Here is a 20,976-nt window from a genome sequence, read left to right on the forward strand (position 1 = left end):
GGCAAGCGGTCTTCTCTTGAATGAGGGCGTGGGTCAATGCCGGTGCTGGCGGGTTACGCCGGCATCGAACTGCGCGACGATCTGTTGCCAACCAGCGGCGGACAATGCAGCCTCGTCCAATGCGGTGGGCGCGGTCGCAGGATGGCTGCGGTTGAGCCAGATGTCCGGGGGCGCGTCGGATCTTGCGCTGATGCGCATCAGAAAGGAGCCCGCAACGGACCGGTTGCTGCTCGCGCCGAAGTAGGCGCGTTCATCCAGCAGTTGCCAGGCGTGCCCGCCGCGACTGACCGAACTGGCGTCCTGTGCGAACGGGGCAAAGCCTTCATCGGCCAACGCCTTCGGGGCGGGAAGGGCTTGCTCGCTTTCGCGCAGGATGCGGATTTCGTCCAGCGTCACCCGCAGGTCGGCATAAATACCTTGCTCGGCGGCGCTGAGGTCGCGGCGGGCGTCCAACTGGTTGCTTTCCAGGTGGGCGACCTCCTGGGTTTCGCCATGCCAGGCCACCACCGAACCGGCGCCCAAGACGATGATCAGGCACAACAGCAGGACGTAAAGGGTTTCATGGCCGGCGCCCGCGGGGCGGATGACTTGAGTGGTGGGAGCGCTCATGGGGCCTCGATGTCGGCTTGGTCGATCTCCACCACGTGGCCGGGGCCGGCGTCGAAGAGTACGTAGAATTCAGCGTTCGGTTTCTTGAAAGTCAGCTTCGAGTCGGCGCCGAGCTTGCCGGGGACCAGGATGGTTTCGTCGTAGCCGATCACATCCAGGGTCACCCCCGGAGCGCCGCTGCCGTCGGAAAAGCCGCCGGTGCACTGGATCTGTTCGGCGTCGATGGCCTTGCATTCGCACATGGGGTTGTGGGCCAGTGCGCTGGTGCTCAAGCCTGCGCACAACAGCAGCGCCAGGCTGTTGAGGGGGGCGCGGAAGGTCATGGTCGGGCTCCTTGGGTTTTAAGCCAGGCGACGGTGGCCGGGGAGGCCTGGTCCAGGGGAATGGAGGCTTGATGCATCGAGCCATCCCAGCCTTCGAGGGTGATCCACAGCTCGGCGTCTGGCTGAGTCTTCTTTGGCACCGGCAACATGGCGCCCATGCGATAGGGCGACCCGAAGAAAATCACCCCGGCGGCCCGCAGGCTGCGAGGCTTGCCGATGCGCAGGTAGGTGGCTTTCACCTGGCTGATGCAGCGTTGGCACAAAGCGGCATTGAAGTGCTTCATGGGGCCGGCAGGACCTTGGGTACGGGGCGCTTCGTTGCGAAACTCCGCCAGTCGCAGGCTCCACGGTCCAACCTGGATTTCGCCGACTTCCCGCTCACCGAGCCCGCCGTCACCCCGGAACAACGCCGCTTCCGAGAGGTACTTGGGCATGAAGCCCAAGGGGATCAGCAGCAACAGCACATTGAGATGGAAGCGCCATTTATGCCAGAACCGGCCCAGGCTTGAAGGTGATGTGGTTGTGGTGGACGGGTTCACAGGCTGCCCTCCGGTGAGTCACGGTGAAGGGGCTGCAACGACGACGCAATCCGAGCTGGCCGGGCAGGTTTCTGGCTGCGCTTGACGGCGTTGGCAGTGGCCAGGGCGGTGCGTTTGGTCCAGATCAGCAATCCACTCAGGACCATCATGCTCAGGATCAGGCCGAAGAAAAACCAGATGAGCTTGATCCAGATCCCGCCAAAGTCCCCGGTGTGCAAGGGCCGCATGGATTCAGTGACGAACTCGAGTGCCGTACGGTCCGACAACAATCGCGAGGCGTCCACCTCACCGTTGTAGGGATTGATGGTTGCGGTCTGGAACATCAATGGGTACCAGCCGCGTCCGCCGACCTCCAGATGGCTGTAGGCATTGCCCGGCAGGCTGACGAAACTTGCTTCCAGCCCAGGAATTTGCTGCCGGGCAATCTCGATGGCACGGTCCAGGTTCAATTGCGCTGGAGCAGCACCATCGGCAGACAACGGAACGCTTTCACGGGCCACGACCGGTACGACCGGGGCGCTGGAGATGGAAATGCCGTTGTCGGCCAGCGCGGCTTCGATCAGGAACCAGGTACCGGTCACGGAAATCACCGCGATGAACCAGATCGACCAGATGCCACTGAGCCGATGGAAATCGCCCCAGAAAATACGGGCGCCGTGGCGGATACGCAGGGTCGGGCGCAGGAAACCTTTCCAGAAACGCTTGTAGACGACAAGCCCTGTCACCAACGACGCCAGCATCGGCAGGCCGAGAAACGACACCAGGTACCAGCCCCAGCTGTAGCCGTTGGTGAACGGCACCAGCCACCAGCCATGCAGGGCGCGGGTGAAGCCTCGGAAGTTGAACGCCGGGGCCGATCCCTGGATAACGCCGCTGTACGGATTGACATAGACAGTATCCGGCCGCCCGTCGGGGTAAGTGACCTTGGCTTCCAGGGCAAAATGCGACTCATCCGGACGCACGATACTTTGCACCTGGGTCAGCGGCTGGGCTTGCTTGATGGCGGCGAGGACCTGATCGTAGCTGAGCAACGGGGCGTCATCGGTGGGCTTGCTGGCGCGCATTTCGGGGTTGACCAGCCAGACGATCTCCTGGCTGACCACGGCCAAGGTGCCGGTGACGCAGACGATCAGCACGAAAAACCAGATAGGCAGCGCCAACCAGCTATGGACGAGGAACCAGAGTTTGGAGCGGGACTTCTTGGACATGATTGAACGTCTTGATTCGATGAAAGGTTCCGTGTCACGGGCTTCGTAACACTGAGAACCCTGAAAAGCAGGCCGTGGCTTTTGCCGACGCGGCCTGCTGCATCTAATTAAGACGAACGAGCAAGTGAAATCCTGAAGGAGAAGATGAAAGAAAATGTTTCGCGTTTGCGATGGGGGCGACTTTATTTTTTGCGGCGAGGGAGCAAGCCCCCTCGCCAGGGTTAACGCTGTCTTCTAAACGCGTCAGCCTTGTTGGAACATTTCCCTGGCTCGCTGCTCGATCTGCTCCTGAGTCAGGTCCTCCTTGCGCGTTGCCAGGAACCACAAATGCCCGTAAGGATCTTTCAGGGTGCCCGAGCGATCACCATAGAACTGATCCTTGACCTCGGAAATCACCGTGCCTCCGGCCTCGATCGCCTGGGCGAATGCGCTGTCCACGTCGTTGACATATAAATGCAGGCCTACCGACGGCGATCGATCCGGATTGCTCAGCGGACCTTGGTCGCAAGGCGTGCCAAGCATGATCGGGCAATCACCGATCCGCAGTTCGGCATGGCCGATGCCGCCGTCGGGCATGCTCAGGCGCATGACCTCGGTTGCGTTGAAGGCTTTCTTGTAGAAATCGATGGCTTCGGCGGCTTTCCGGATGCCCAGATAAGGCGTGATGCTGTGATAACCATCAGGAATGGCTTTGACGCCCATGACCGTTTCTCCTTGTTGTTATGGGAGGACGACTTTCGTCGATTTTCGCTCACCACTATAGAACGCCGCCCATGGGAGGGCTCACGCCCCGACGAACGTCTCACGGCTCGTCCAACAAATGCGCCCCCGGTCCTCGCTTGCCAAGCACGTCGCCCTGATTGCGCAGGGGGCAATGTTCCATCGACAGGCAACCGCAGCCGATACAGCCGGTGAGCCGGTCGCGCAGGGCGATCAGTTGATCGATGCGCTCATCCAGATTCCGGCTCCATTGCGCAGATAAGGTCTTCCAGTCGGCCGCTGTCGGGGCGCGATTCTGCGGCAGATTTTTCAGCGCTTCGCCAATTTCCGCCAAGGGGATGCCCAGGCGCTGGGCGACTTTGATCAGCGCCACGCGCCGCAGGACTTCTCGGGGGTAGCGACGTTGATTGCCTTGGTTGCGAGTGCTTTTGATCAGCCCCTTGGTTTCATAGAAGTGCAGCGCCGTGACCGCCACGCCACTGCGAGCGGCGACTTGGCCGACGGTGAGCTCCTTGTGAAAGTTGATGGGCGTCGTCATTCCAATCACCGCTTGACCTTGACTTAACTAGAGGTTTTACCCTGCTGGCCTTCGGATCGCAAGATTCGCCTTACCTCAACGGGGGACCTTTCATGCAACCGCCAATCAGCTTCACGCATTTGATTGAATTCGACATCGAGCCTCAAAGGCAGCAGGCGCTGGTGGACGCCCTGACAGAACAGACCGAGCGCCTGGCGCGGGATTTCCCGGGCTTTCTCAGCGCCAGTGTCCAGGCCAGCGAGGACGGGCGACGGGTCCTCAACTGCTTGCAATGGCAAACCCGCGAAGCAGGGGAAGCGGCGTTTCGAAGCGTTGAAAATGGCGAGGAAAATTTCTGGCGGCTGATCCAGAAGCATCGGGCCAAAGCGGTGACGTTCGGCTCTTTTCAGGTCCTGCGCAACATCGAGCGCAGCCTGGACGGTGCGCTGCATTGCCCGTGGGTCAACCCAGCGCAACGGGGGATCCGAGAGGGCGATACCCACTATCAAAAGCGTTGATTTCTGCCGTTTCACGTCGGCGGGTAGCCTTTGTTCATCGCCCAACTTCAGAACATCGGACACCCGCCATGAACCGTATCCTTGCCGTCTTGCTGCTGTTGACTGCCACCGTATTGAGCGGTTGCGCCTCGTCGTCTCCGGAGCTGCGTCCGTATACGGCGGAAGAAACCCGCGAGCTGGCCCTCGAAGCCTTGAATCGCCGGGGGCTTTCGTTCGAGGAATATCACGCGAAGAAAGCCGAATTGCTCGGGCCATCGCAGAAGAACGTCGGCTTCGATGAGCGCGGCGAAATGAATGCCGAACAGACCGTCCAATTGCCTGGCCGGCCAAGCTGAAGGACTGTACCGCTCGAAGTTTTGCCTAACTGTCCATGGGCGTGTGCCGGGGCGTGGGGTAGGGTCATCACCTGACTGCCCGACGGATTGACCTGCCATGACCCTCTCGCTTGATTTGCTGCTGGGCTTCGCCCTGTTTGCCTTGGTGACCTCGATCACACCTGGCCCCAACAACACGATGTTGCTGGCCTCGGGTGTCAATTTCGGTTTCAACCGTACCATCCCGCATATGCTGGGTATCACCTGCGGATTCTTTTCCCTGGTGCTGGCGGTGGGCCTCGGGCTGGGTGCGGTGTTCCAGACCTATCCTCTGCTCTACACCTTGTTGCGCTACGTTGGCGCGGCATACCTGATGTACCTGGCATGGAAAATCGCGCATTCCGGTCCTGTCTCGGACAGCGCAGCGGGCAACAACAAGCCGATCAGCTATTGGGGCGCGGCAGCCTTCCAATGGGTCAACCCAAAGGCCTGGATCATGGCCATCGGCGCCATCAGCACCTATACCCCCCTGCAAGGCTACTTTTTCAACGTGGTGGTGATCGCGGCAGTGTTTGCCCTGATCAACCTGCCAAGCGTCAGCCTGTGGGTGGTCTGCGGCAGCCTGTTGCGCAACCTTCTGCGCGATCGTCGGTGGCTACGCCTGTTCAACTGGGGCATGGCACTGCTGCTGGTGGCATCGCTGTATCCGTTGTTGATGGAAAGCATGAGTTGAGGGCTGAGCTTCGACGCGATGCCTGCTAAGCTCGCTGTTTCCAGGAGCGTTCCTACGCACTTTTAAATGAAGTCCGACTTCTTTAAGGTCTTGATCAGGTAAAGCTTGTCTCGAACCCAACGAGGGCACCCTGGTCCCGGAACAGGCTCTGCGAGTTTTCTTATGAATAAGCGTCCTTTGTATTTTGATTATGCCGCCACCACGCCGGTGGATGAGCGGGTCATCCAGGTCATGGTCCAATGCCTGGGTTTCGACGGTAACTTTGGCAACCCGGCCTCCAGCTCCCATGCCTTCGGCCAGGAGGCTCGACGTGCCGTGGAGCAGGCGCGCCGGCAGGTGGCCCAACTCGTTGGGGCTCAAGCCGGACAGATTGTCTGGACGTCCGGGGCTACCGAATCCAACAACTTGGCAATCAAGGGCGTGGCCCAGGCGCTCGGCGTGCGCAAGGGGCACCTGGTGACCAGCCTGATCGAGCACAAGGCGGTTCTCGATACCGTCAAGCAATTGGAGGAGGGCGGTGTCGCGGTGACTTGGCTGGCGCCGGATGCCGATGGCCTGATCACCCCGCAAGCGGTTCGCGAGGCGCTGCGCGAAGATACGTTCCTGGTGTCGCTGATGCTGGTGAACAACGAGTTGGGCACCGTCAACGACGCCGTTGCCATCGGTGAGATCGTTCGCGAGCACGGCGCGCTCTTCCATATGGACGCGGCCCAGGGTGCCGGGAAAGTGAGTATCGACCTGACCCGGTGGCCGGTGGACCTGATGTCTTTTTCCGCGCACAAAATCTATGGCCCCAAGGGCATCGGTGCACTTTATGTCGGTGACCGCGCGCGGCCGCGCCTGTCGGCGCAGATCCACGGCGGAGGCCATGAAGGTGGGTTGCGTTCCGGTACCCTGGCGACCCATCAGATTGCAGCCATGGGCGCGGCGTTCGAGCTGGCGGCGCAGTCGTTTGACGAGGAACTCGCCCATATCGCCCGGTTGCGCAATCGTTTGCTTGAGCCGTTGTTGGCATTACCTGGCGTGTGTATCAATGGCAGTGCCACCCAGCGCATCGCGCATACACTGAGCCTTACCTTCAACGAAGGCGAGTTCAATCCGGCCGCGCTGGGCGCTTCGATTGCTTTTTCCGCCACATCGGCCTGCAACTCCGCGAATAACGCACCCTCCCACGTACTGTTGGCCCTCGGGCACGACGAACGGGCGGCGAGCCGCACCATTCGCTTGAGCCTGGGACGTTTCACCCATGAACAAGACATCGACGAGGCGGTGCGGTTGATCAAGGCGGCCTGTGCCGCTGCGCCAGCATTCTGGGCGACACCCACCTGAGCCGAACCTATTCGGCATCGAACAACAATATTGATTAGCAGGAGTGATGATGAGTACCCAGCCTTTGACCCCAGGACAGGTTCCGCAGCGCCTGGCTCGAATCCGCCAGTTGATGAGCGACGAGGGCATCCACGCATTGCTGGTGCCTTCGGCCGACCCGCATCTCTCGGAGTATCTGCCGGGCTACTGGCAAGGGCGCCAGTGGTTGTCCGGTTTCCATGGCTCGGTTGGGACCTTGATCGTCACTGCGGATTTTGCCGGGGTTTGGGCTGACAGCCGTTATTGGGAGCAGGCCACCAAGGAACTGGAGGGCAGTGGTATCGAGCTGGTCAAGCTTGTTCCGGGTCAGCCCGGCCCGCTGGATTGGCTCGGCGAACAGACGCCCGAGGGAAGCGTGGTTGCGGTTGACGGTGCGGTGATGGCCGTCGCATCGGCTCGAACGCTGAGCGGCAAGCTTGAGTCTCGCGGTGCGCGGCTGCGTACCGACATCGACCTGCTACAGAAGGTTTGGAGTGATCGCCCAAGCCTGCCTGATCAACCCGTCTACGCCCACCTGCCACCGCAAGCGACGATCAGCCGTGTCGAGAAGCTCGCGAAGCTGCGCGAATCCCTCAAGGAACGTGGCGCCGATTGGCATTTCATCGCCACCCTCGATGACATTGCCTGGCTGTTCAACTTGCGTGGCGCGGATGTGTCCTTCAATCCTGTGTTCGTTTCCTTTGCCTTGATCAGCCAGCAACAGGCAACGCTTTTCGTCGCCTTGAACAAGGTCGACGCACCGTTGCGCGCCGTTCTCGAACAGGATGGCGTGACGCTACGGGACTACAGCGAGGCTGGCGCCGCGCTGCGCGAGGTGCCCAATGGCATGAGCCTGCAGATCGATCCGGCGCGGGTCACGGTCGGCTTGCTGGATAATCTTGGCAGCGGTGTGAAGTTGATCGAAGGACTCAATCCCACGACGTTGGCAAAATCGCGCAAGAGCTTGGCGGATGCCGAACATATCCGTAAGGCCATGGAGCAGGACGGGGCGGCGCTCTGTGAGTTTTTTGCCTGGCTGGAAAGTGCCTGGGGGCGCGAACGTATCACCGAGCTGACCATTGATGAACACCTCACCGCAGCCCGAAAGCGTCGGCCGGATTTTGTTTCCTTGAGCTTCAATACCATCGCTGCATTCAATGCCAATGGCGCGATGCCTCATTACCACGCCACGGAAGAGGCGCACGCCGTTATCGAAGGCGATGGCTTGCTGCTGATCGATTCGGGTGGGCAGTATCTCGGTGGAACCACGGACATCACCCGCATGGTGCCGGTCGGAACGCCGACGTCAGAGCAGAAGCGTGATTGCACCCGAGTGCTCAAGGGCGTGATTGCCTTGTCCCGGGCCAGATTTCCCCAAGGCATTCTGTCGCCTTTGCTGGATGCTATCGCCCGCGCGCCGATCTGGGCCGAGCAGGTGGATTATGGCCATGGCACGGGTCATGGGGTCGGTTATTTCCTCAATGTCCATGAAGGACCGCAGGTCATTGCCTATCAGGCCGCCGCTGCGCCACAAACCGCGATGCAGCCAGGGATGATCACGTCGATTGAGCCGGGCACCTATCGTCCAGGTCGCTGGGGCGTGCGCATCGAGAATCTGGTCATCAATCGCGAGGCGGGCAGCAGCGAGTTTGGCACGTTCCTGGAGTTCGAAACGCTCACGCTGTGCCCGATCGACACTCGCTGCCTGGAGCCGTCGCTGCTGACCCAGGATGAAAAAGACTGGTTCAACGCTTACCACGCCGAGGTTCGGCGTCGATTGAGCCCATTGCTGGAAGGCGACGCGCTGCAATGGCTGAACACGCGAACGGCGGCCATCTGACGCGAAGGATCAAGCTAGGGCTTCACGGACGAAGTCCAGTCGATCCTGCCCGAAGAACAGCTCATTGCCGACAAACATGCTCGGAGCGCCGAACACGCCCCGGCGAATGGCTTCTTCGGTCGTGCTTTTGAGCTGCTCCTTGACCAACTGATCGGTCGTCAGGGCAAGTACATATTCAGGGTCGAAACCACCTTCGCTCAGGACCGCCGCGACGGTTGCCGGATCGTTGAGGTTGCGCGCGTTTACCCACAGCGCTTGGAACAGGCAATCAATAAAAGACTGGAAACGGTCAGGTTGATGCAATTGCATGCCGGTCACGGCACGCATCAGCAGCAGCGTATTGATTGGGAAGTGAGGATTGAGCTTGAACTCGACACCGTAGCGCTTGGCGAAACGATTCAAGTCCTGAAATAGATAGGGGCCCTTGGCTGGCACAGTAACAGGGGATGCATTACCCGTTGCCTTGAAGACGCCACCGAGCAACATGGGACGGTAAAGCAGCGCGCTGCCGGCTTGTGCGCAAAGCGTGGGCAACTGGGTATAGGCCAGATAGGTAGTCGGGCTGCCGAGATCGAAGAAAAATTCCACTGATTTGTTCATGAGCATTGCTCTCTTATTGGTAGGAGGCGGCTTACCAGCGTTCGCTCCAGGGACGCAGGTCCAGCTCGAATGTCCAGGCGTCACGGGGCTGGGCGTGCAGGTACCAATAATTTTCGGCAATGTGTTCGGGGTCGAGGATGCCATCCTCATCCTTGGTTGCGTATTTTTCCGGGAAGTTGTCGCGGATGAAGTCTGTGTCGATGGCGCCATCCACCACCACGTGGGCGACATGAATATTCATGGGGCCCAATTCGCGCGCCATGCTCTGGGCCAACGCGCGAATGCCATGTTTGGCCCCCGCAAATGCTGCGAATCCGGATGTTCCGCGTAACCCCGCCGTAGCCCCGGTAAACAGGATCGTTCCGCGGCGACGCGTGGCCATCCGCTTGGCCACTTCCCGGGCATTGAGAAAACCTGAGAAGCAGGCCATTTCCCAGATCTTGAAATATTTGCGTGCGGTTTCCTCAAGGATGCTACAGGGAACATTCGCGCCAATGTTAAAGACCAAGGCTTCGATCGGACCGATCTGATTCTCGATCTGCTCAATCAGCGCGATTACATCTTCTTCCCTACGGGCGTCGCAGGCAAAACCGTGAGCTTCCCCGCCTTGGGCCCTTATATCGTCGACCAATGGCTCAAGCTTGTCGGCACTTCGACGCGTAACGCAGGCCACGAAACCTTCCCGGGCGAAACGCCTGGCGATCGCGCCACCCGTGGCGTCGCCGGCACCTACAACCAGTACGACCTTCTTATTATTCATGGCTAGCTCCATTGCTAAACGATCGTTAACTAAACGGACGTTATGCTAAGATCCGGCCAGCGTCAAGGTGATGATCAAGAGGCAAGACAATGCGCTATTCGGCCAATCACAAGATGGAAACCCGCGAGAAACTGCTCGCCAGTAGTGCCGTATCGGCCAAGACGTCAGGTTTTTCGACGGTAGGGGTTGATGGCCTGATGAAGGCGATCGGGTTGAGCGGCGGGGCGTTTTATAGTCACTTTTCGTCCAAGGACGAGCTTTTCCAGGCTATCGTCGAGCGCGAGCTGGCTCATAGCCTGGACCGCTTGAGTGGTAATGGGGTCATGGACTCAGCGAAGCTGGAACGCTGTCTCAAGCAATACCTGAGCATGAACCATGTCGAGCATCCGGAGGCGGGGTGTGCCTTGCCGGTATTGGGCGCTGAGATTGCGCGTTCGGATGTGCAGGTACGCGAGGCAGCGCAAACGTGGATCTGTCGTTTGCATGACGGCTGGGCAAAAGTGTTGGGCAGCGATAGCTTGGCCTGGGCGATCCTGTCGCAATGCGTTGGGGCGCTTGTCGTCGCACGCATGCTCGTCACGCCGGAAGTCCAGCGTGATGTTCTCAAATCCAGTCATGAGGAAATCAGCCGTCGGCTGGCTGAGCGGCAATCTGACTGACCCGCCGCTATTTGCAGATCACGATCATGCTGCGACTGGTGTAGCCGGCTGGGTTGAGTCCGAAAGGGTAATCTCCCGGCTCCTCGACTGCATCACCCGATTTGGCAATGACCTTGTAGTTTTTTGGGGCGCATGAGTTCGCGGCGGTGGCGGCGCACTGGTCCCAGGATGACGTCAGGCCAGAACAATTGATGTGCAGGCCTTTTTTACCACGCTTGATTTCGGTTTTCGATGTCGCTGCGCAGCCTGCAATTGCAAGTACCGCGATCAGTATCAGAATTCGTTTCATTCCCGTCCTTATGCCGTCGCGGATCTTTTGCCTGCGTACGGCTGCTTTCGCTTTGGTCTTAAGCGTACATGACGTCCTTGTATGAAAAAATTCCATGCCGACCATTAGGTTACGGCTCTAAACATGGCCTAAATACGCGGCAAATACCAGAGCTACGTAAAAAGCTGCTCAATCTGCTGCGATGGCCGGCTTCGCGGTCTCCCCCATGGTCAACGTCGCGCCGATCGAAGCGAGAATAATGCAGGTAATGGCAGCCCATTGGGACAGTGAAAGGTATTCATGAAGGAATATCAGTCCTGACAACGCACCGATCGCGGGCTCTACGCTCATCAGCGTCCCGAACGTACGGGCTGGAATGCGGGTGAGGGCAATCATTTCCAAGGTATAAGGCAGGGCAGTGGACAGGATGGCGACACCAACGGCGATTGGAATCAGGCTTGGTGTCAGCAGTGTGGCCCCAGCGTGAACGATGCCAATAGGGGCTACAAACAGTGCTGCGATCATGACCCCCAAAGCTGCGGTCTGCACGCCATTGTCCGCTCCAGCTTTCTGGCCAAACAGGATGTACAGCGCCCAACAAACTCCGGCGCCCAGGGCATAGGCAGCACCGATCAGGTCGATGCCGGTGCTGGTGGCCCCGGAGGGTATGAGCAGCAACAAGCCAATCACCGCCAGGGCAATCCAGAGAAAATCAATCGCCCGGCGTGACGCGTAGATAGCGACCGCCAGGGGGCCGGTGAATTCCAGTGCCACGGCAATGCCCAGCGGAACGGTGCGCAGTGACATATAGAAGAGGAAATTCATTCCACCCAGAGCCATTCCGTAGATCACTACGGTGCGCAAGGATTGGGCGGTGAGTTTGGCTCTCCATGGACGTAGCAACAACAGCATGATGATGCTGGCGAAAATGAGGCGTAGCGTCGTGGTGCCTTGTGCACCCACTACCGGGAACATGCTCTTGGCGAGTGACGCGCCGGACTGGATCGATGCCATGGCGATCAGTAGTAGGGCAACCGGGTATAAAGAGGATGCCAGGCTGCGATTTGGTGGGGTCATTACAAGGTTTCATCCATTGCGAAGGCTGGAGAAGTGGTTTTTGAGCAATATAGTGCGCATTTCACGCGACGCAGTCTATATATAAGACGGGCTTGCACCGTTTCGGCCAGAAAAATGGAGAAAGAGAAAATAACGGTTGACGGCAGATTCCAGGTGTCTATAATTCGCCCCACTTCCGGCGCAGTCGAAACGGAAAACTTCTTGAGTTTCAACGAGTTAAGTAGGTTTCGATAGGTCAGGCGCTTCAGTTCATCGAAGCGTTGAAGGAGTTGATAGAGCGGTGTTGTTTGGCTCTATTGGCGATTCGATCCTCTCGGTCGAAAGCGGTGAAAAAGAGGTGTTGACAGCAGCGAACAACGCTGTAGAATTCGCCTCCCGCTAACGAGAGATCGAAAGCGCAAGTGGTTGAAGTTGTTAAGGATTTCCAAGCGAAACTTTGAAAACTTCTTAAAATAACCGCTTGACAGATACACGGGGCGCTGTAGAATGCGCGCCTCGGTTGAGAAGAAAGGCTCAACCCACCGCTCTTTAACAACTGAATCAAGCAATTCGTGTGGGTGCTTGTGGAGTCAGACTGCTAGTCAACAGATTATCAGCATCACAAGTTACTCCGCGAGAAATCAAAGATGTAACCAACGATTGCTGAGCCAAGTTTAGGGTTTTCTCAAAACCCAAAGATGTTTGAACTGAAGAGTTTGATCATGGCTCAGATTGAACGCTGGCGGCAGGCCTAACACATGCAAGTCGAGCGGTAGAGAGGTGCTTGCACCTCTTGAGAGCGGCGGACGGGTGAGTAATGCCTAGGAATCTGCCTGGTAGTGGGGGATAACGCTCGGAAACGGACGCTAATACCGCATACGTCCTACGGGAGAAAGCAGGGGACCTTCGGGCCTTGCGCTATCAGATGAGCCTAGGTCGGATTAGCTAGTTGGTGAGGTAATGGCTCACCAAGGCGACGATCCGTAACTGGTCTGAGAGGATGATCAGTCACACTGGAACTGAGACACGGTCCAGACTCCTACGGGAGGCAGCAGTGGGGAATATTGGACAATGGGCGAAAGCCTGATCCAGCCATGCCGCGTGTGTGAAGAAGGTCTTCGGATTGTAAAGCACTTTAAGTTGGGAGGAAGGGCATTAACCTAATACGTTAGTGTTTTGACGTTACCGACAGAATAAGCACCGGCTAACTCTGTGCCAGCAGCCGCGGTAATACAGAGGGTGCAAGCGTTAATCGGAATTACTGGGCGTAAAGCGCGCGTAGGTGGTTCGTTAAGTTGGATGTGAAATCCCCGGGCTCAACCTGGGAACTGCATTCAAAACTGTCGAGCTAGAGTATGGTAGAGGGTGGTGGAATTTCCTGTGTAGCGGTGAAATGCGTAGATATAGGAAGGAACACCAGTGGCGAAGGCGACCACCTGGACTGATACTGACACTGAGGTGCGAAAGCGTGGGGAGCAAACAGGATTAGATACCCTGGTAGTCCACGCCGTAAACGATGTCAACTAGCCGTTGGGAGCCTTGAGCTCTTAGTGGCGCAGCTAACGCATTAAGTTGACCGCCTGGGGAGTACGGCCGCAAGGTTAAAACTCAAATGAATTGACGGGGGCCCGCACAAGCGGTGGAGCATGTGGTTTAATTCGAAGCAACGCGAAGAACCTTACCAGGCCTTGACATCCAATGAACTTTCCAGAGATGGATTGGTGCCTTCGGGAACATTGAGACAGGTGCTGCATGGCTGTCGTCAGCTCGTGTCGTGAGATGTTGGGTTAAGTCCCGTAACGAGCGCAACCCTTGTCCTTAGTTACCAGCACGTTATGGTGGGCACTCTAAGGAGACTGCCGGTGACAAACCGGAGGAAGGTGGGGATGACGTCAAGTCATCATGGCCCTTACGGCCTGGGCTACACACGTGCTACAATGGTCGGTACAGAGGGTTGCCAAGCCGCGAGGTGGAGCTAATCCCACAAAACCGATCGTAGTCCGGATCGCAGTCTGCAACTCGACTGCGTGAAGTCGGAATCGCTAGTAATCGCGAATCAGAATGTCGCGGTGAATACGTTCCCGGGCCTTGTACACACCGCCCGTCACACCATGGGAGTGGGTTGCACCAGAAGTAGCTAGTCTAACCTTCGGGGGGACGGTTACCACGGTGTGATTCATGACTGGGGTGAAGTCGTAACAAGGTAGCCGTAGGGGAACCTGCGGCTGGATCACCTCCTTAATCGACGACCGCAGCTGCTTCATGAGCTCCCACACGAATTGCTTGATTCATTGAAGAAGACGATAGAAGCAGCTTTAAGCTCCAAGCTGATAGCTCAAAGCTAACAGTTACAAGCTCGAAATTGGGTCTGTAGCTCAGTTGGTTAGAGCGCACCCCTGATAAGGGTGAGGTCGGCAGTTCGAATCTGCCCAGACCCACCAATTTTGTTATGGGGCCATAGCTCAGCTGGGAGAGCGCCTGCCTTGCACGCAGGAGGTCAGCGGTTCGATCCCGCTTGGCTCCACCATAAACTGCTTCTGAAAGCTTAGAAATGAGCATTCCACCGAGACGGTGATGAATGTTGATTTCTAGTCTTTTGATTAGATCGTTCTTTAAAAATTTGGGTATGTGATAGAAAGATAGACTGAACGTTACTTTCACTGGTAACGGATCAGGCTAAGGTAAAATTTGTGAGTTCTCTTAGTTGAGAAATTCGAATTTTCGGCGAATGTCGTCTTCACAGTATAACCAGATTGCTTGGGGTTATATGGTCAAGTGAAGAAGCGCATACGGTGGATGCCTTGGCAGTCAGAGGCGATGAAAGACGTGGTAGCCTGCGAAAAGCTTCGGGGAGTCGGCAAACAGACTTTGATCCGGAGATGTCTGAATGGGGGAACCCAGCCATCATAAGATGGTTATCTTGTACTGAATACATAGGTGCAAGAAGCGAACCAGGGGAACTGAAACATCTAAGTACCCTGAGGAAAAGAAATCAACCGAGATTCCCTTAGTAGTGGCGAGCGAACGGGGACTAGCCCTTAAGCTTCTTTGATTTTAGCGGAACGCTCTGGAAAGTGCGGCCATAGTGGGTGATAGCCCTGTACGCGAAAGGATCTTAGAAGTGAAATCGAGTAGGACGGAGCACGAGAAACTTTGTCTGAATATGGGGGGACCATCCTCCAAGGCTAAATACTACTGACTGACCGATAGTGAACTAGTACCGTGAGGGAAAGGCGAAAAGAACCCCGGAGAGGGGAGTGAAATAGATCCTGAAACCGTATGCGTACAAGCAGTGGGAGCCCACTTTGTTGGGTGACTGCGTACCTTTTGTATAATGGGTCAGCGACTTATTTTCAGTGGCGAGCTTAACCGAATAGGGGAGGCGTAGCGAAAGCGAGTCTTAATAGGGCGTCTAGTCGCTGGGAATAGACCCGAAACCGGGCGATCTATCCATGGGCAGGTTGAAGGTTAGGTAACACTGACTGGAGGACCGAACCGACTACCGTTGAAAAGTTAGCGGATGACCTGTGGATCGGAGTGAAAGGCTAATCAAGCTCGGAGATAGCTGGTTCTCCTCGAAAGCTATTTAGGTAGCGCCTCATGTATCACTGTAGGGGGTAGAGCACTGTTTCGGCTAGGGGGTCATCCCGACTTACCAAACCGATGCAAACTCCGAATACCTACAAGTGCCGAGCATGGGAGACACACGGCGGGTGCTAACGTCCGTCGTGAAAAGGGAAACAACCCAGACCGTCAGCTAAGGTCCCAAAGTTATGGTTAAGTGGGAAACGATGTGGGAAGGCTTAGACAGCTAGGAGGTTGGCTTAGAAGCAGCCACCCTTTAAAGAAAGCGTAATAGCTCACTAGTCGAGTCGGCCTGCGCGGAAGATGTAACGGGGCTCAAACCATACACCGAAGCTACGGGTATCACGCAAGTGATGCGGTAGAGGAGCGTTCTGTAAGCCTGTGAAGGTGAGTTGAGAAGCTTGCTGGAGGTATCAGAAGTGCGAATGCTGACATGAGTAACGACAATGGGTGTGAAAAACACCCACGCCGAAAGACCAAGGTTTCCTGCGCAACGTTAATCGACGCAGGGTTAGTCGGTCCCTAAGGCGAGGCTGAAAAGCGTAGTCGATGGAAAACAGGTTAATATTCCTGTACTTCTGGTTATTGCGATGGAGGGACGGAGAAGGCTAGGCCAGCTTGGCGTTGGTTGTCCAAGTTTAAGGTGGTAGGCTGAAATCTTAGGTAAATCCGGGGTTTCAAGGCCGAGAGCTGATGACGAGTTACCCTTTGGGTGACGAAGTGGTTGATGCCATGCTTCCAAGAAAAGCTTCTAAGCTTCAGGTAACCAGGAACCGTACCCCAAACCGACACAGGTGGTTGGGTAGAGAATACCAAGGCGCTTGAGAGAACTCGGGTGAAGGAACTAGGCAAAATGGCACCGTAACTTCGGGAGAAGGTGCGCCGGTGAGGGTGAAGCACTTGCTGCGTAAGCCCACGCCGGTCGAAGATACCAGGCCGCTGCGACTGTTTATTAAAAACACAGCACTCTGCAAACACGAAAGTGGACGTATAGGGTGTGACGCCTGCCCGGTGCCGGAAGGTTAATTGATGGGGTTAGCTAACGCGAAGCTCTTGATCGAAGCCCCGGTAAACGGCGGCCGTAACTATAACGGTCCTAAGGTAGCGAAATTCCTTGTCGGGTAAGTTCCGACCTGCACGAATGGCGTAACGATGGCGGCGCTGTCTCCACCCGAGACTCAGTGAAATTGAAATCGCTGTGAAGATGCAGTGTATCCGCGGCTAGACGGAAAGACCCCGTGAACCTTTACTATAGCTTTGCACTGGACTTTGAATTTGCTTGTGTAGGATAGGTGGGAGGCTTTGAAGCGTGGACGCCAGTCTGCGTGGAGCCATCCTTGAAATACCACCCTGGCAACTTTGAGGTTCTAACTCAGGTCCGTTATCCGGATCGAGGACAGTGTATGGTGGGTAGTTTGACTGGGGCGGTCTCCTCCTAAAGAGTAACGGAGGAGTACGAAGGTGCGCTCAGACCGGTCGGAAATCGGTCGTAGAGTATAAAGGCAAAAGCGCGCTTGACTGCGAGACAGACACGTCGAGCAGGTACGAAAGTAGGTCTTAGTGATCCGGTGGTTCTGTATGGAAGGGCCATCGCTCAACGGATAAAAGGTACTCCGGGGATAACAGGCTGATACCGCCCAAGAGTTCATATCGACGGCGGTGTTTGGCACCTCGATGTCGGCTCATCACATCCTGGGGCTGAAGCCGGTCCCAAGGGTATGGCTGTTCGCCATTTAAAGTGGTACGCGAGCTGGGTTTAGAACGTCGTGAGACAGTTCGGTCCCTATCTGCCGTGGACGTTTGAGATTTGAGAGGGGCTGCTCCTAGTACGAGAGGACCGGAGTGGACGAACCTCTGGTGTTCCGGTTGTCACGCCAGTGGCATTGCCGGGTAGCTATGTTCGGAAAAGATAACCGCTGAAAGCATCTAAGCGGGAAACTTGCCTCAAGATGAGATCTCACTGGGACCTTGAGTCCCCTGAAGGGCCGTCGAAGACTACGACGTTGATAGGCAGGGTGTGTAAGCGCTGTGAGGCGTTGAGCTAACCTGTACTAATTGCCCGTGAGGCTTGACCATATAACACCCAAGCAATCTGTAGACTCGAAAGAGGCCAGATTGCGGTGTGTGAAGACGAGATGAACCGAAAGTTCGAAACTCACCAAACACCGAAAGCTGTCACATACCCAATTTGCTGAAGCGAGGCCACGAGGCCACGACTCAGTACCCGAATTTCTTGACGACCATAGAGCATTGGAACCACCTGATCCCATCCCGAACTCAGCAGTGAAACGATGCATCGCCGATGGTAGTGTGGGGTTTCCCCATGTGAGAGTAGGTCATCGTCAAGATTAAATTCCGAAACCCTTATCTGCTGACGCAGGTAGGGGTTTTGTTTTTGAGAAAAAAAGGGATGACCAGGTCATCCCTCCAATATCCATCCATCAAGCCTCGGGTACCGGGCAGCTCAAGTCTCCCTCCTTGCACTTTAGGTAGGTCTTGAGCGCCTCGACCCGTGCCTTCGTCAAGTTTGTAATGCACTCATCGTGAATCATGGGATAGACGCTACCGCCTTCGACTCCGGACGCGGAAAAGCTGCATTCAGCGTCACGGAATTCGATCCATGCACGCTGGGCCTTGACCAGCAACTGCTTGGCGTGGGCATTGTCCATCAAGCGTGCTGTGATTTGTTTGTACAAGCTGTTCAGTTCCTTGTCGGCAGCTTTGTTCTCCTGGGCTGCGCATTGATTCATATCACCTTGAGTGGTGGCATTGGCGCAAGCATCAGCCTGAACAGTGCTGATGAACAGCAGGGGAATCAGGGGAAGCAGCAAACGGGTGGACATTATCAATGTCTCCTTGAAGGGTGAAACTGGCGCGGGAATGTACCCAAGCGATGGTCCGATACAACTTTCCGGTTGGACTCGTGGTCTTACAAGCCTACTGTTGAACACAGGAGGTGACCCCATGCATTTATCCGATCGTATAGAAAGAAAGATCTTACTCAAGGCGCCGCGTTCACAAGTCTGGCGAGCCTTGGCCAATGCCGAGGTCTTTGGCCAATGGTTTGGCGTGAATCTGGTGGGTAAACGATTCGTTGCGGGGGAGCGGACCCAAGGAAAGATTACCTACCCTGGCTATGAGCACCTTACTTGGGATGTGGCGGTGGAGCGGGTCGAGCCCGAGCGGGTATTTTCGTTTCGTTGGCATCCTTATGCCATCCAGCCAGAGATGGATTATTCTTCGGAGTCCGAGACGCGCGTGCAATTCGAGCTTGAGGATATGAATGGAGGCACCCTGCTGAAGGTAGTGGAATCTGGATATCAACGATATCCCCGAGGCGCGCCGACTCAAGGCTTTCCGTATGGACAGTCGTGGCTGGGATGAGCAAATGGCTAATATTGAAGAGTTCTTGAACAAGGCATGAATTCCAGGTTGACGTTCCTCGGCAGGCGTGGGAAACGGTGGTATCCCAACGGTCCCCTTAAGAGGCTAAGGGTTTACGGAAGGGTGGGTATGGCGAATGTCTTACACGCGTTGGTTGCTATCTCTTCTATTCCACTTTGGATCCCTCGCGTATTCTGACCCCATCCACTGAAGCACAGGGAGTGCTCAGGATCAGGGATGATCGGCCTTGCAAGGAAAGCTATCGACAGGGAGTCGTAATGGTCTTGGAAAAACCCGCTTCGGCGGGTTTTTTTTCGTCTGTTGAAAAGTTGTCGAAAACGCTACATGGCGAAAAACTTACACGCCATTGCTGCTTTATCGTCTTTGCCCTCGTACGCGACGGGACTAATCTATGTGCAACCGTTGAGTACAGGGAGTGCTCGGGGTCACGGATGATGGGACCAGGCATGGAGTGCCGGACAGGAGTCTAATAGGTCCTCAAAAACCCGCCTAGGCGGGTTTTTTTTTCGTCTGCAACAAAGTAGGTCTCTCATGCCAGACGTCGGGCCAGTACTCGATCCGAACCATCAGCAGCCAGTGCCTGCCCACCAGGGGTACGCTCCGAGCCATCAGCAGCCAGTGCGCGGCCACCGGCGGTACGCTCCGTACCGTCTGCTGCTACGGACTGCTGTTGATCAAGCGCTTGGGTAAAGAAGCGGTCCTGTTGCTGGCTTGGCAGGGCAACTGCCGTGGTGCTCAAGGCGAAGGCAATAATGGCGAGCGACGAATTGAAAGTTTTCATAGCATGACTCCGGTATCAATGGGGTGAGTGCCGGGTCGTTCAGATATCGAGATCTGCTGAACCCGTTGCAGCTGGACGGTTGTCTTACTGCATGGGTTCAGAATAAGAATGAGGAGGGGGACGTCGTTAGTCCGAAACTGCCTTGCGTTTGCCTGATCCTGTTTGCCTGTCGAATCAGGCGCTGCTGGCCTGTAATGCCATGGCTCGCAGACGAGCGATGTCTTTGCTGGGCGAGGCGCCAAATAAACGGCTGTACTCACGGCTGAACTGGGAAGGGCTTTCATAGCCCATCTTGTAGCCGATTGACGAAACGTCGCCGTTCTCGGCCAACAATAACCGTCGGGCTTCCTGCAGGCGCAGTTGTTTCTGGTATTGAAGCGGGCTCATGGCGGTCACGGCCTTGAAGCGATGATGCAGGGCCGAAGGGCTGAGATTGATCATTTGCGCCAGGCTCTCAATGCTCAACGGTTCGGCATAGTGGCTGTTGAGCCACTCGATGGCCCGGCTGATGCGGTGGGTCTGGGTGTCAGGAATCGCGATTTCATGCAGGCGCCGGCCTTGGGTACCGCGCAACAGTCGGTAGAAAATCTCCTGCTGGGCCAACGGCGCAAGGGTGGCGATGTCTTCCGGGCTGTCGAGCAACCGCAGCAAGCGCAGCATTGCGTCGAGCAAGGGTTCATCAATGCGATCCAGGAACAATCCACGATTGGCCCTTTCGGTCGGTACGCCGATGGGGCTGGCATCAGCGATCAATCTACAGATCTGGGCCGGATCAATGTCCAGGCGAATGCACAGGTACGGTTGCTCGGGACTGGCCTCGATCACTTGGCCGGCCAGAGGCAGCGTCACCGAGACTACCAAATAATTGAGCGGGTCATAGACATAGCGTTCATCCGCCAGCGTGACTTCTTTGCGCCCTTGGACAATGACGCAGAGCCCCGGCTTGTGTACGACATGCAGGGCTTCGGTGGGTTGGTCGCTGCGGATAAGGTGCAGCGCCTCGATGGCCGTGGCGTGAGCGCCATATTCCGGGGCGAAGCGCTTCATCAGGCTCGCCAGTTCGGCGCGACGCAGGTCTACGCGGTTATCGGGCGTGATGGTGATGGACGTGGATACCGACATGCCGATCAATCTCCCTGGCCAACTCAATGGATCGCGCTAGTAAAGCTGATTGCAGCCGCGACGGCCAGAGGC

General features: G+C 56.7%; 19 protein-coding genes, 2 tRNA genes, 3 rRNA genes and 1 pseudogene. 12 read left to right on the forward strand and 13 right to left on the reverse strand.

The annotated features are described in order from the left end of the window. Positions 1 to 33: 33 nt before the first annotated feature. The 6 genes from KSS97_RS09530 to soxR form a co-directional block, all read right to left on the reverse strand. Complete coding sequence (locus KSS97_RS09530; RefSeq protein ID WP_217861519.1) at positions 34 to 609, reverse strand: DUF6162 family protein; 576 nt, start codon at positions 607 to 609, stop codon at positions 34 to 36. Next, complete coding sequence (locus KSS97_RS09535) at positions 606 to 932, reverse strand: hypothetical protein (protein WP_030137810.1); 327 nt, start codon at positions 930 to 932, stop codon at positions 606 to 608. The genes KSS97_RS09530 and KSS97_RS09535 overlap by 4 nt, the downstream gene beginning before the upstream one ends. Continuing rightward, complete coding sequence (locus KSS97_RS09540; RefSeq protein ID WP_030137811.1) at positions 929 to 1,471, reverse strand: PA2404 family protein; 543 nt, start codon at positions 1,469 to 1,471, stop codon at positions 929 to 931. The genes KSS97_RS09535 and KSS97_RS09540 overlap by 4 nt, the downstream gene beginning before the upstream one ends. Beyond that, on the reverse strand, positions 1,468 to 2,679 hold the full coding sequence (locus tag KSS97_RS09545) for a PepSY-associated TM helix domain-containing protein (protein WP_217861520.1): 1,212 nt from the start codon (positions 2,677 to 2,679) through the stop codon (positions 1,468 to 1,470). Before KSS97_RS09545 ends, KSS97_RS09540 begins: the two co-directional genes overlap by 4 nt. Before the next feature lie 243 nt (positions 2,680 to 2,922). Continuing rightward, a complete protein-coding gene (locus tag KSS97_RS09550; RefSeq protein ID WP_217861521.1) occupies positions 2,923 to 3,381 on the reverse strand; it encodes a VOC family protein in 459 nt (152 codons plus the stop codon). Positions 3,382 to 3,481: 100 nt separating this feature from the next. Further along, positions 3,482 to 3,937, reverse strand: a complete 456-nt coding sequence (gene soxR, locus KSS97_RS09555; RefSeq protein WP_030137814.1) for a redox-sensitive transcriptional activator SoxR — start codon at positions 3,935 to 3,937, stop codon at positions 3,482 to 3,484. Between the two features lie 92 nt (positions 3,938 to 4,029). Here soxR and KSS97_RS09560 point away from each other — a divergent pair, with 92 nt between their 5' ends. The 5 genes from KSS97_RS09560 (at position 4,030) to KSS97_RS09580 (ending at position 8,668) form a co-directional block, all read left to right on the forward strand. Then, complete coding sequence (locus tag KSS97_RS09560) at positions 4,030 to 4,434, forward strand: antibiotic biosynthesis monooxygenase (protein WP_217861522.1); 405 nt, start codon at positions 4,030 to 4,032, stop codon at positions 4,432 to 4,434. 68 nt (positions 4,435 to 4,502) lie between these two features. Then, the gene (locus tag KSS97_RS09565) at positions 4,503 to 4,769 is read left to right on the forward strand and encodes a hypothetical protein (protein ID WP_030137816.1); all 267 of its coding nucleotides are present in this window, start codon (positions 4,503 to 4,505) and stop codon (positions 4,767 to 4,769) included. A 97-nt stretch (positions 4,770 to 4,866) separates the two neighbouring features. Continuing rightward, positions 4,867 to 5,481 (forward strand): LysE family translocator, encoded by a 615-nt coding sequence (locus KSS97_RS09570; RefSeq protein ID WP_030137817.1) that lies wholly within the window; start codon positions 4,867 to 4,869, stop codon positions 5,479 to 5,481. Between the two features lie 162 nt (positions 5,482 to 5,643). Continuing rightward, positions 5,644 to 6,810 (forward strand): cysteine desulfurase family protein, encoded by a 1,167-nt coding sequence (locus KSS97_RS09575; protein WP_217861523.1) that lies wholly within the window; start codon positions 5,644 to 5,646, stop codon positions 6,808 to 6,810. Between the two features lie 49 nt (positions 6,811 to 6,859). Further along, entirely contained in the window at positions 6,860 to 8,668 is a 1,809-nt protein-coding gene (locus tag KSS97_RS09580; RefSeq protein WP_217861524.1) for an aminopeptidase P family protein, read from the forward strand. A gap of 9 nt (positions 8,669 to 8,677) precedes the next feature. Here KSS97_RS09580 and KSS97_RS09585 read toward each other — a convergent pair whose 3' ends face one another. Next, entirely contained in the window at positions 8,678 to 9,268 is a 591-nt protein-coding gene (locus tag KSS97_RS09585) for a 2-hydroxychromene-2-carboxylate isomerase (RefSeq protein ID WP_217861525.1), read from the reverse strand. Positions 9,269 to 9,299: 31 nt separating this feature from the next. Continuing rightward, the gene (locus tag KSS97_RS09590) at positions 9,300 to 10,028 is read right to left on the reverse strand and encodes an SDR family oxidoreductase (RefSeq protein ID WP_217861526.1); all 729 of its coding nucleotides are present in this window, start codon (positions 10,026 to 10,028) and stop codon (positions 9,300 to 9,302) included. 89 nt (positions 10,029 to 10,117) lie between these two features. Between KSS97_RS09590 and KSS97_RS09595 the strand changes: the two genes are divergently transcribed. Continuing rightward, positions 10,118 to 10,687, forward strand: a complete 570-nt coding sequence (locus KSS97_RS09595) for a TetR/AcrR family transcriptional regulator (RefSeq protein ID WP_030137822.1) — start codon at positions 10,118 to 10,120, stop codon at positions 10,685 to 10,687. A gap of 7 nt (positions 10,688 to 10,694) precedes the next feature. Here the strand turns inward: KSS97_RS09595 and KSS97_RS09600 are convergent, their stop codons facing one another. After that, positions 10,695 to 10,976 carry a hypothetical protein gene (locus tag KSS97_RS09600; protein WP_181288040.1) on the reverse strand — a complete coding sequence of 94 codons (282 nt, stop codon included), beginning with the start codon at positions 10,974 to 10,976 and terminating at the stop codon, positions 10,695 to 10,697. A 168-nt stretch (positions 10,977 to 11,144) separates the two neighbouring features. Beyond that, positions 11,145 to 12,032: a threonine/homoserine exporter RhtA gene (rhtA, locus tag KSS97_RS09605; protein WP_030137824.1), complete on the reverse strand. Its 888-nt coding sequence runs from the start codon at positions 12,030 to 12,032 to the stop codon at positions 11,145 to 11,147. Positions 12,033 to 12,715: 683 nt separating this feature from the next. On the opposite strand from rhtA, the gene KSS97_RS09610 reads away from it, so the two are divergent. The 5 genes from KSS97_RS09610 (at position 12,716) to rrf (ending at position 17,944) form a co-directional block, all read left to right on the forward strand. Continuing rightward, positions 12,716 to 14,252, forward strand: a 16S ribosomal RNA gene (locus KSS97_RS09610). 123 nt (positions 14,253 to 14,375) lie between these two features. Continuing rightward, a tRNA-Ile gene (locus KSS97_RS09615) sits at positions 14,376 to 14,452 on the forward strand. 10 nt (positions 14,453 to 14,462) lie between these two features. Next, positions 14,463 to 14,538, forward strand: a tRNA-Ala gene (locus KSS97_RS09620). 242 nt (positions 14,539 to 14,780) lie between these two features. Beyond that, positions 14,781 to 17,672: ribosomal RNA gene (locus tag KSS97_RS09625) — 23S ribosomal RNA — on the forward strand. Positions 17,673 to 17,828: 156 nt separating this feature from the next. Further along, positions 17,829 to 17,944, forward strand: a 5S ribosomal RNA gene (rrf, locus tag KSS97_RS09630). The 16S, 23S and 5S rRNA genes sit together here with 2 tRNA genes alongside, the layout of an rRNA operon. 93 nt (positions 17,945 to 18,037) lie before the next feature. Here rrf and KSS97_RS09635 read toward each other — a convergent pair. Next, positions 18,038 to 18,439 carry a lysozyme inhibitor LprI family protein gene (locus tag KSS97_RS09635; RefSeq protein ID WP_030140852.1) on the reverse strand — a complete coding sequence of 134 codons (402 nt, stop codon included), beginning with the start codon at positions 18,437 to 18,439 and terminating at the stop codon, positions 18,038 to 18,040. Positions 18,440 to 18,560: 121 nt separating this feature from the next. Here KSS97_RS09635 and KSS97_RS09640 point away from each other — a divergent pair. Then, positions 18,561 to 19,020 (forward strand): annotated as a pseudogene (locus tag KSS97_RS09640) (SRPBCC family protein). Positions 19,021 to 19,530: 510 nt separating this feature from the next. Here KSS97_RS09640 and KSS97_RS09645 read toward each other — a convergent pair. Together KSS97_RS09645 and KSS97_RS09650 are read right to left on the reverse strand one after the other, a co-directional pair. Continuing rightward, complete coding sequence (locus tag KSS97_RS09645) at positions 19,531 to 19,782, reverse strand: hypothetical protein (RefSeq protein WP_030140854.1); 252 nt, start codon at positions 19,780 to 19,782, stop codon at positions 19,531 to 19,533. A 174-nt stretch (positions 19,783 to 19,956) separates the two neighbouring features. After that, the gene (locus KSS97_RS09650; protein WP_030140855.1) at positions 19,957 to 20,904 is read right to left on the reverse strand and encodes an AraC family transcriptional regulator; all 948 of its coding nucleotides are present in this window, start codon (positions 20,902 to 20,904) and stop codon (positions 19,957 to 19,959) included. Positions 20,905 to 20,976 lie beyond the last annotated feature (72 nt).

The organism is Pseudomonas alvandae (genome assembly GCF_019141525.1).
Lineage (GTDB): Bacteria > Pseudomonadota > Gammaproteobacteria > Pseudomonadales > Pseudomonadaceae > Aquipseudomonas > Aquipseudomonas alvandae.

Bases quoted from the DNA above. Each gene is read 5' to 3' on its own strand.
- KSS97_RS09530 (WP_217861519.1), bottom strand. From the start codon at position 609: ATGAGCGCTCCCACCACTCAAGTCATCCGCCCCGCGGGCGCCGGCCAT.
- KSS97_RS09535 (WP_030137810.1), bottom strand. From the start codon at position 932: ATGACCTTCCGCGCCCCCCTCAACAGCCTGGCGCTGCTGTTGTGCGCA.
- KSS97_RS09545 (WP_217861520.1), bottom strand. From the start codon at position 2,679: ATGTCCAAGAAGTCCCGCTCCAAACTCTGGTTCCTCGTCCATAGCTGG.
- KSS97_RS09550 (WP_217861521.1), bottom strand. From the start codon at position 3,381: ATGGGCGTCAAAGCCATTCCTGATGGTTATCACAGCATCACGCCTTAT.
- soxR (WP_030137814.1), bottom strand. From the start codon at position 3,937: ATGACGACGCCCATCAACTTTCACAAGGAGCTCACCGTCGGCCAAGTC.
- KSS97_RS09560 (WP_217861522.1), top strand. From the start codon at position 4,030: ATGCAACCGCCAATCAGCTTCACGCATTTGATTGAATTCGACATCGAG.
- KSS97_RS09565 (WP_030137816.1), top strand. From the start codon at position 4,503: ATGAACCGTATCCTTGCCGTCTTGCTGCTGTTGACTGCCACCGTATTG.
- KSS97_RS09570 (WP_030137817.1), top strand. From the start codon at position 4,867: ATGACCCTCTCGCTTGATTTGCTGCTGGGCTTCGCCCTGTTTGCCTTG.
- KSS97_RS09575 (WP_217861523.1), top strand. From the start codon at position 5,644: ATGAATAAGCGTCCTTTGTATTTTGATTATGCCGCCACCACGCCGGTG.
- KSS97_RS09580 (WP_217861524.1), top strand. From the start codon at position 6,860: ATGAGTACCCAGCCTTTGACCCCAGGACAGGTTCCGCAGCGCCTGGCT.
- KSS97_RS09585 (WP_217861525.1), bottom strand. From the start codon at position 9,268: ATGAACAAATCAGTGGAATTTTTCTTCGATCTCGGCAGCCCGACTACC.
- KSS97_RS09590 (WP_217861526.1), bottom strand. From the start codon at position 10,028: ATGAATAATAAGAAGGTCGTACTGGTTGTAGGTGCCGGCGACGCCACG.
- KSS97_RS09595 (WP_030137822.1), top strand. From the start codon at position 10,118: ATGCGCTATTCGGCCAATCACAAGATGGAAACCCGCGAGAAACTGCTC.
- KSS97_RS09600 (WP_181288040.1), bottom strand. From the start codon at position 10,976: ATGAAACGAATTCTGATACTGATCGCGGTACTTGCAATTGCAGGCTGC.
- rhtA (WP_030137824.1), bottom strand. From the start codon at position 12,032: ATGACCCCACCAAATCGCAGCCTGGCATCCTCTTTATACCCGGTTGCC.
- KSS97_RS09635 (WP_030140852.1), bottom strand. From the start codon at position 18,439: ATGTCCACCCGTTTGCTGCTTCCCCTGATTCCCCTGCTGTTCATCAGC.
- KSS97_RS09645 (WP_030140854.1), bottom strand. From the start codon at position 19,782: ATGAAAACTTTCAATTCGTCGCTCGCCATTATTGCCTTCGCCTTGAGC.
- KSS97_RS09650 (WP_030140855.1), bottom strand. From the start codon at position 20,904: ATGTCGGTATCCACGTCCATCACCATCACGCCCGATAACCGCGTAGAC.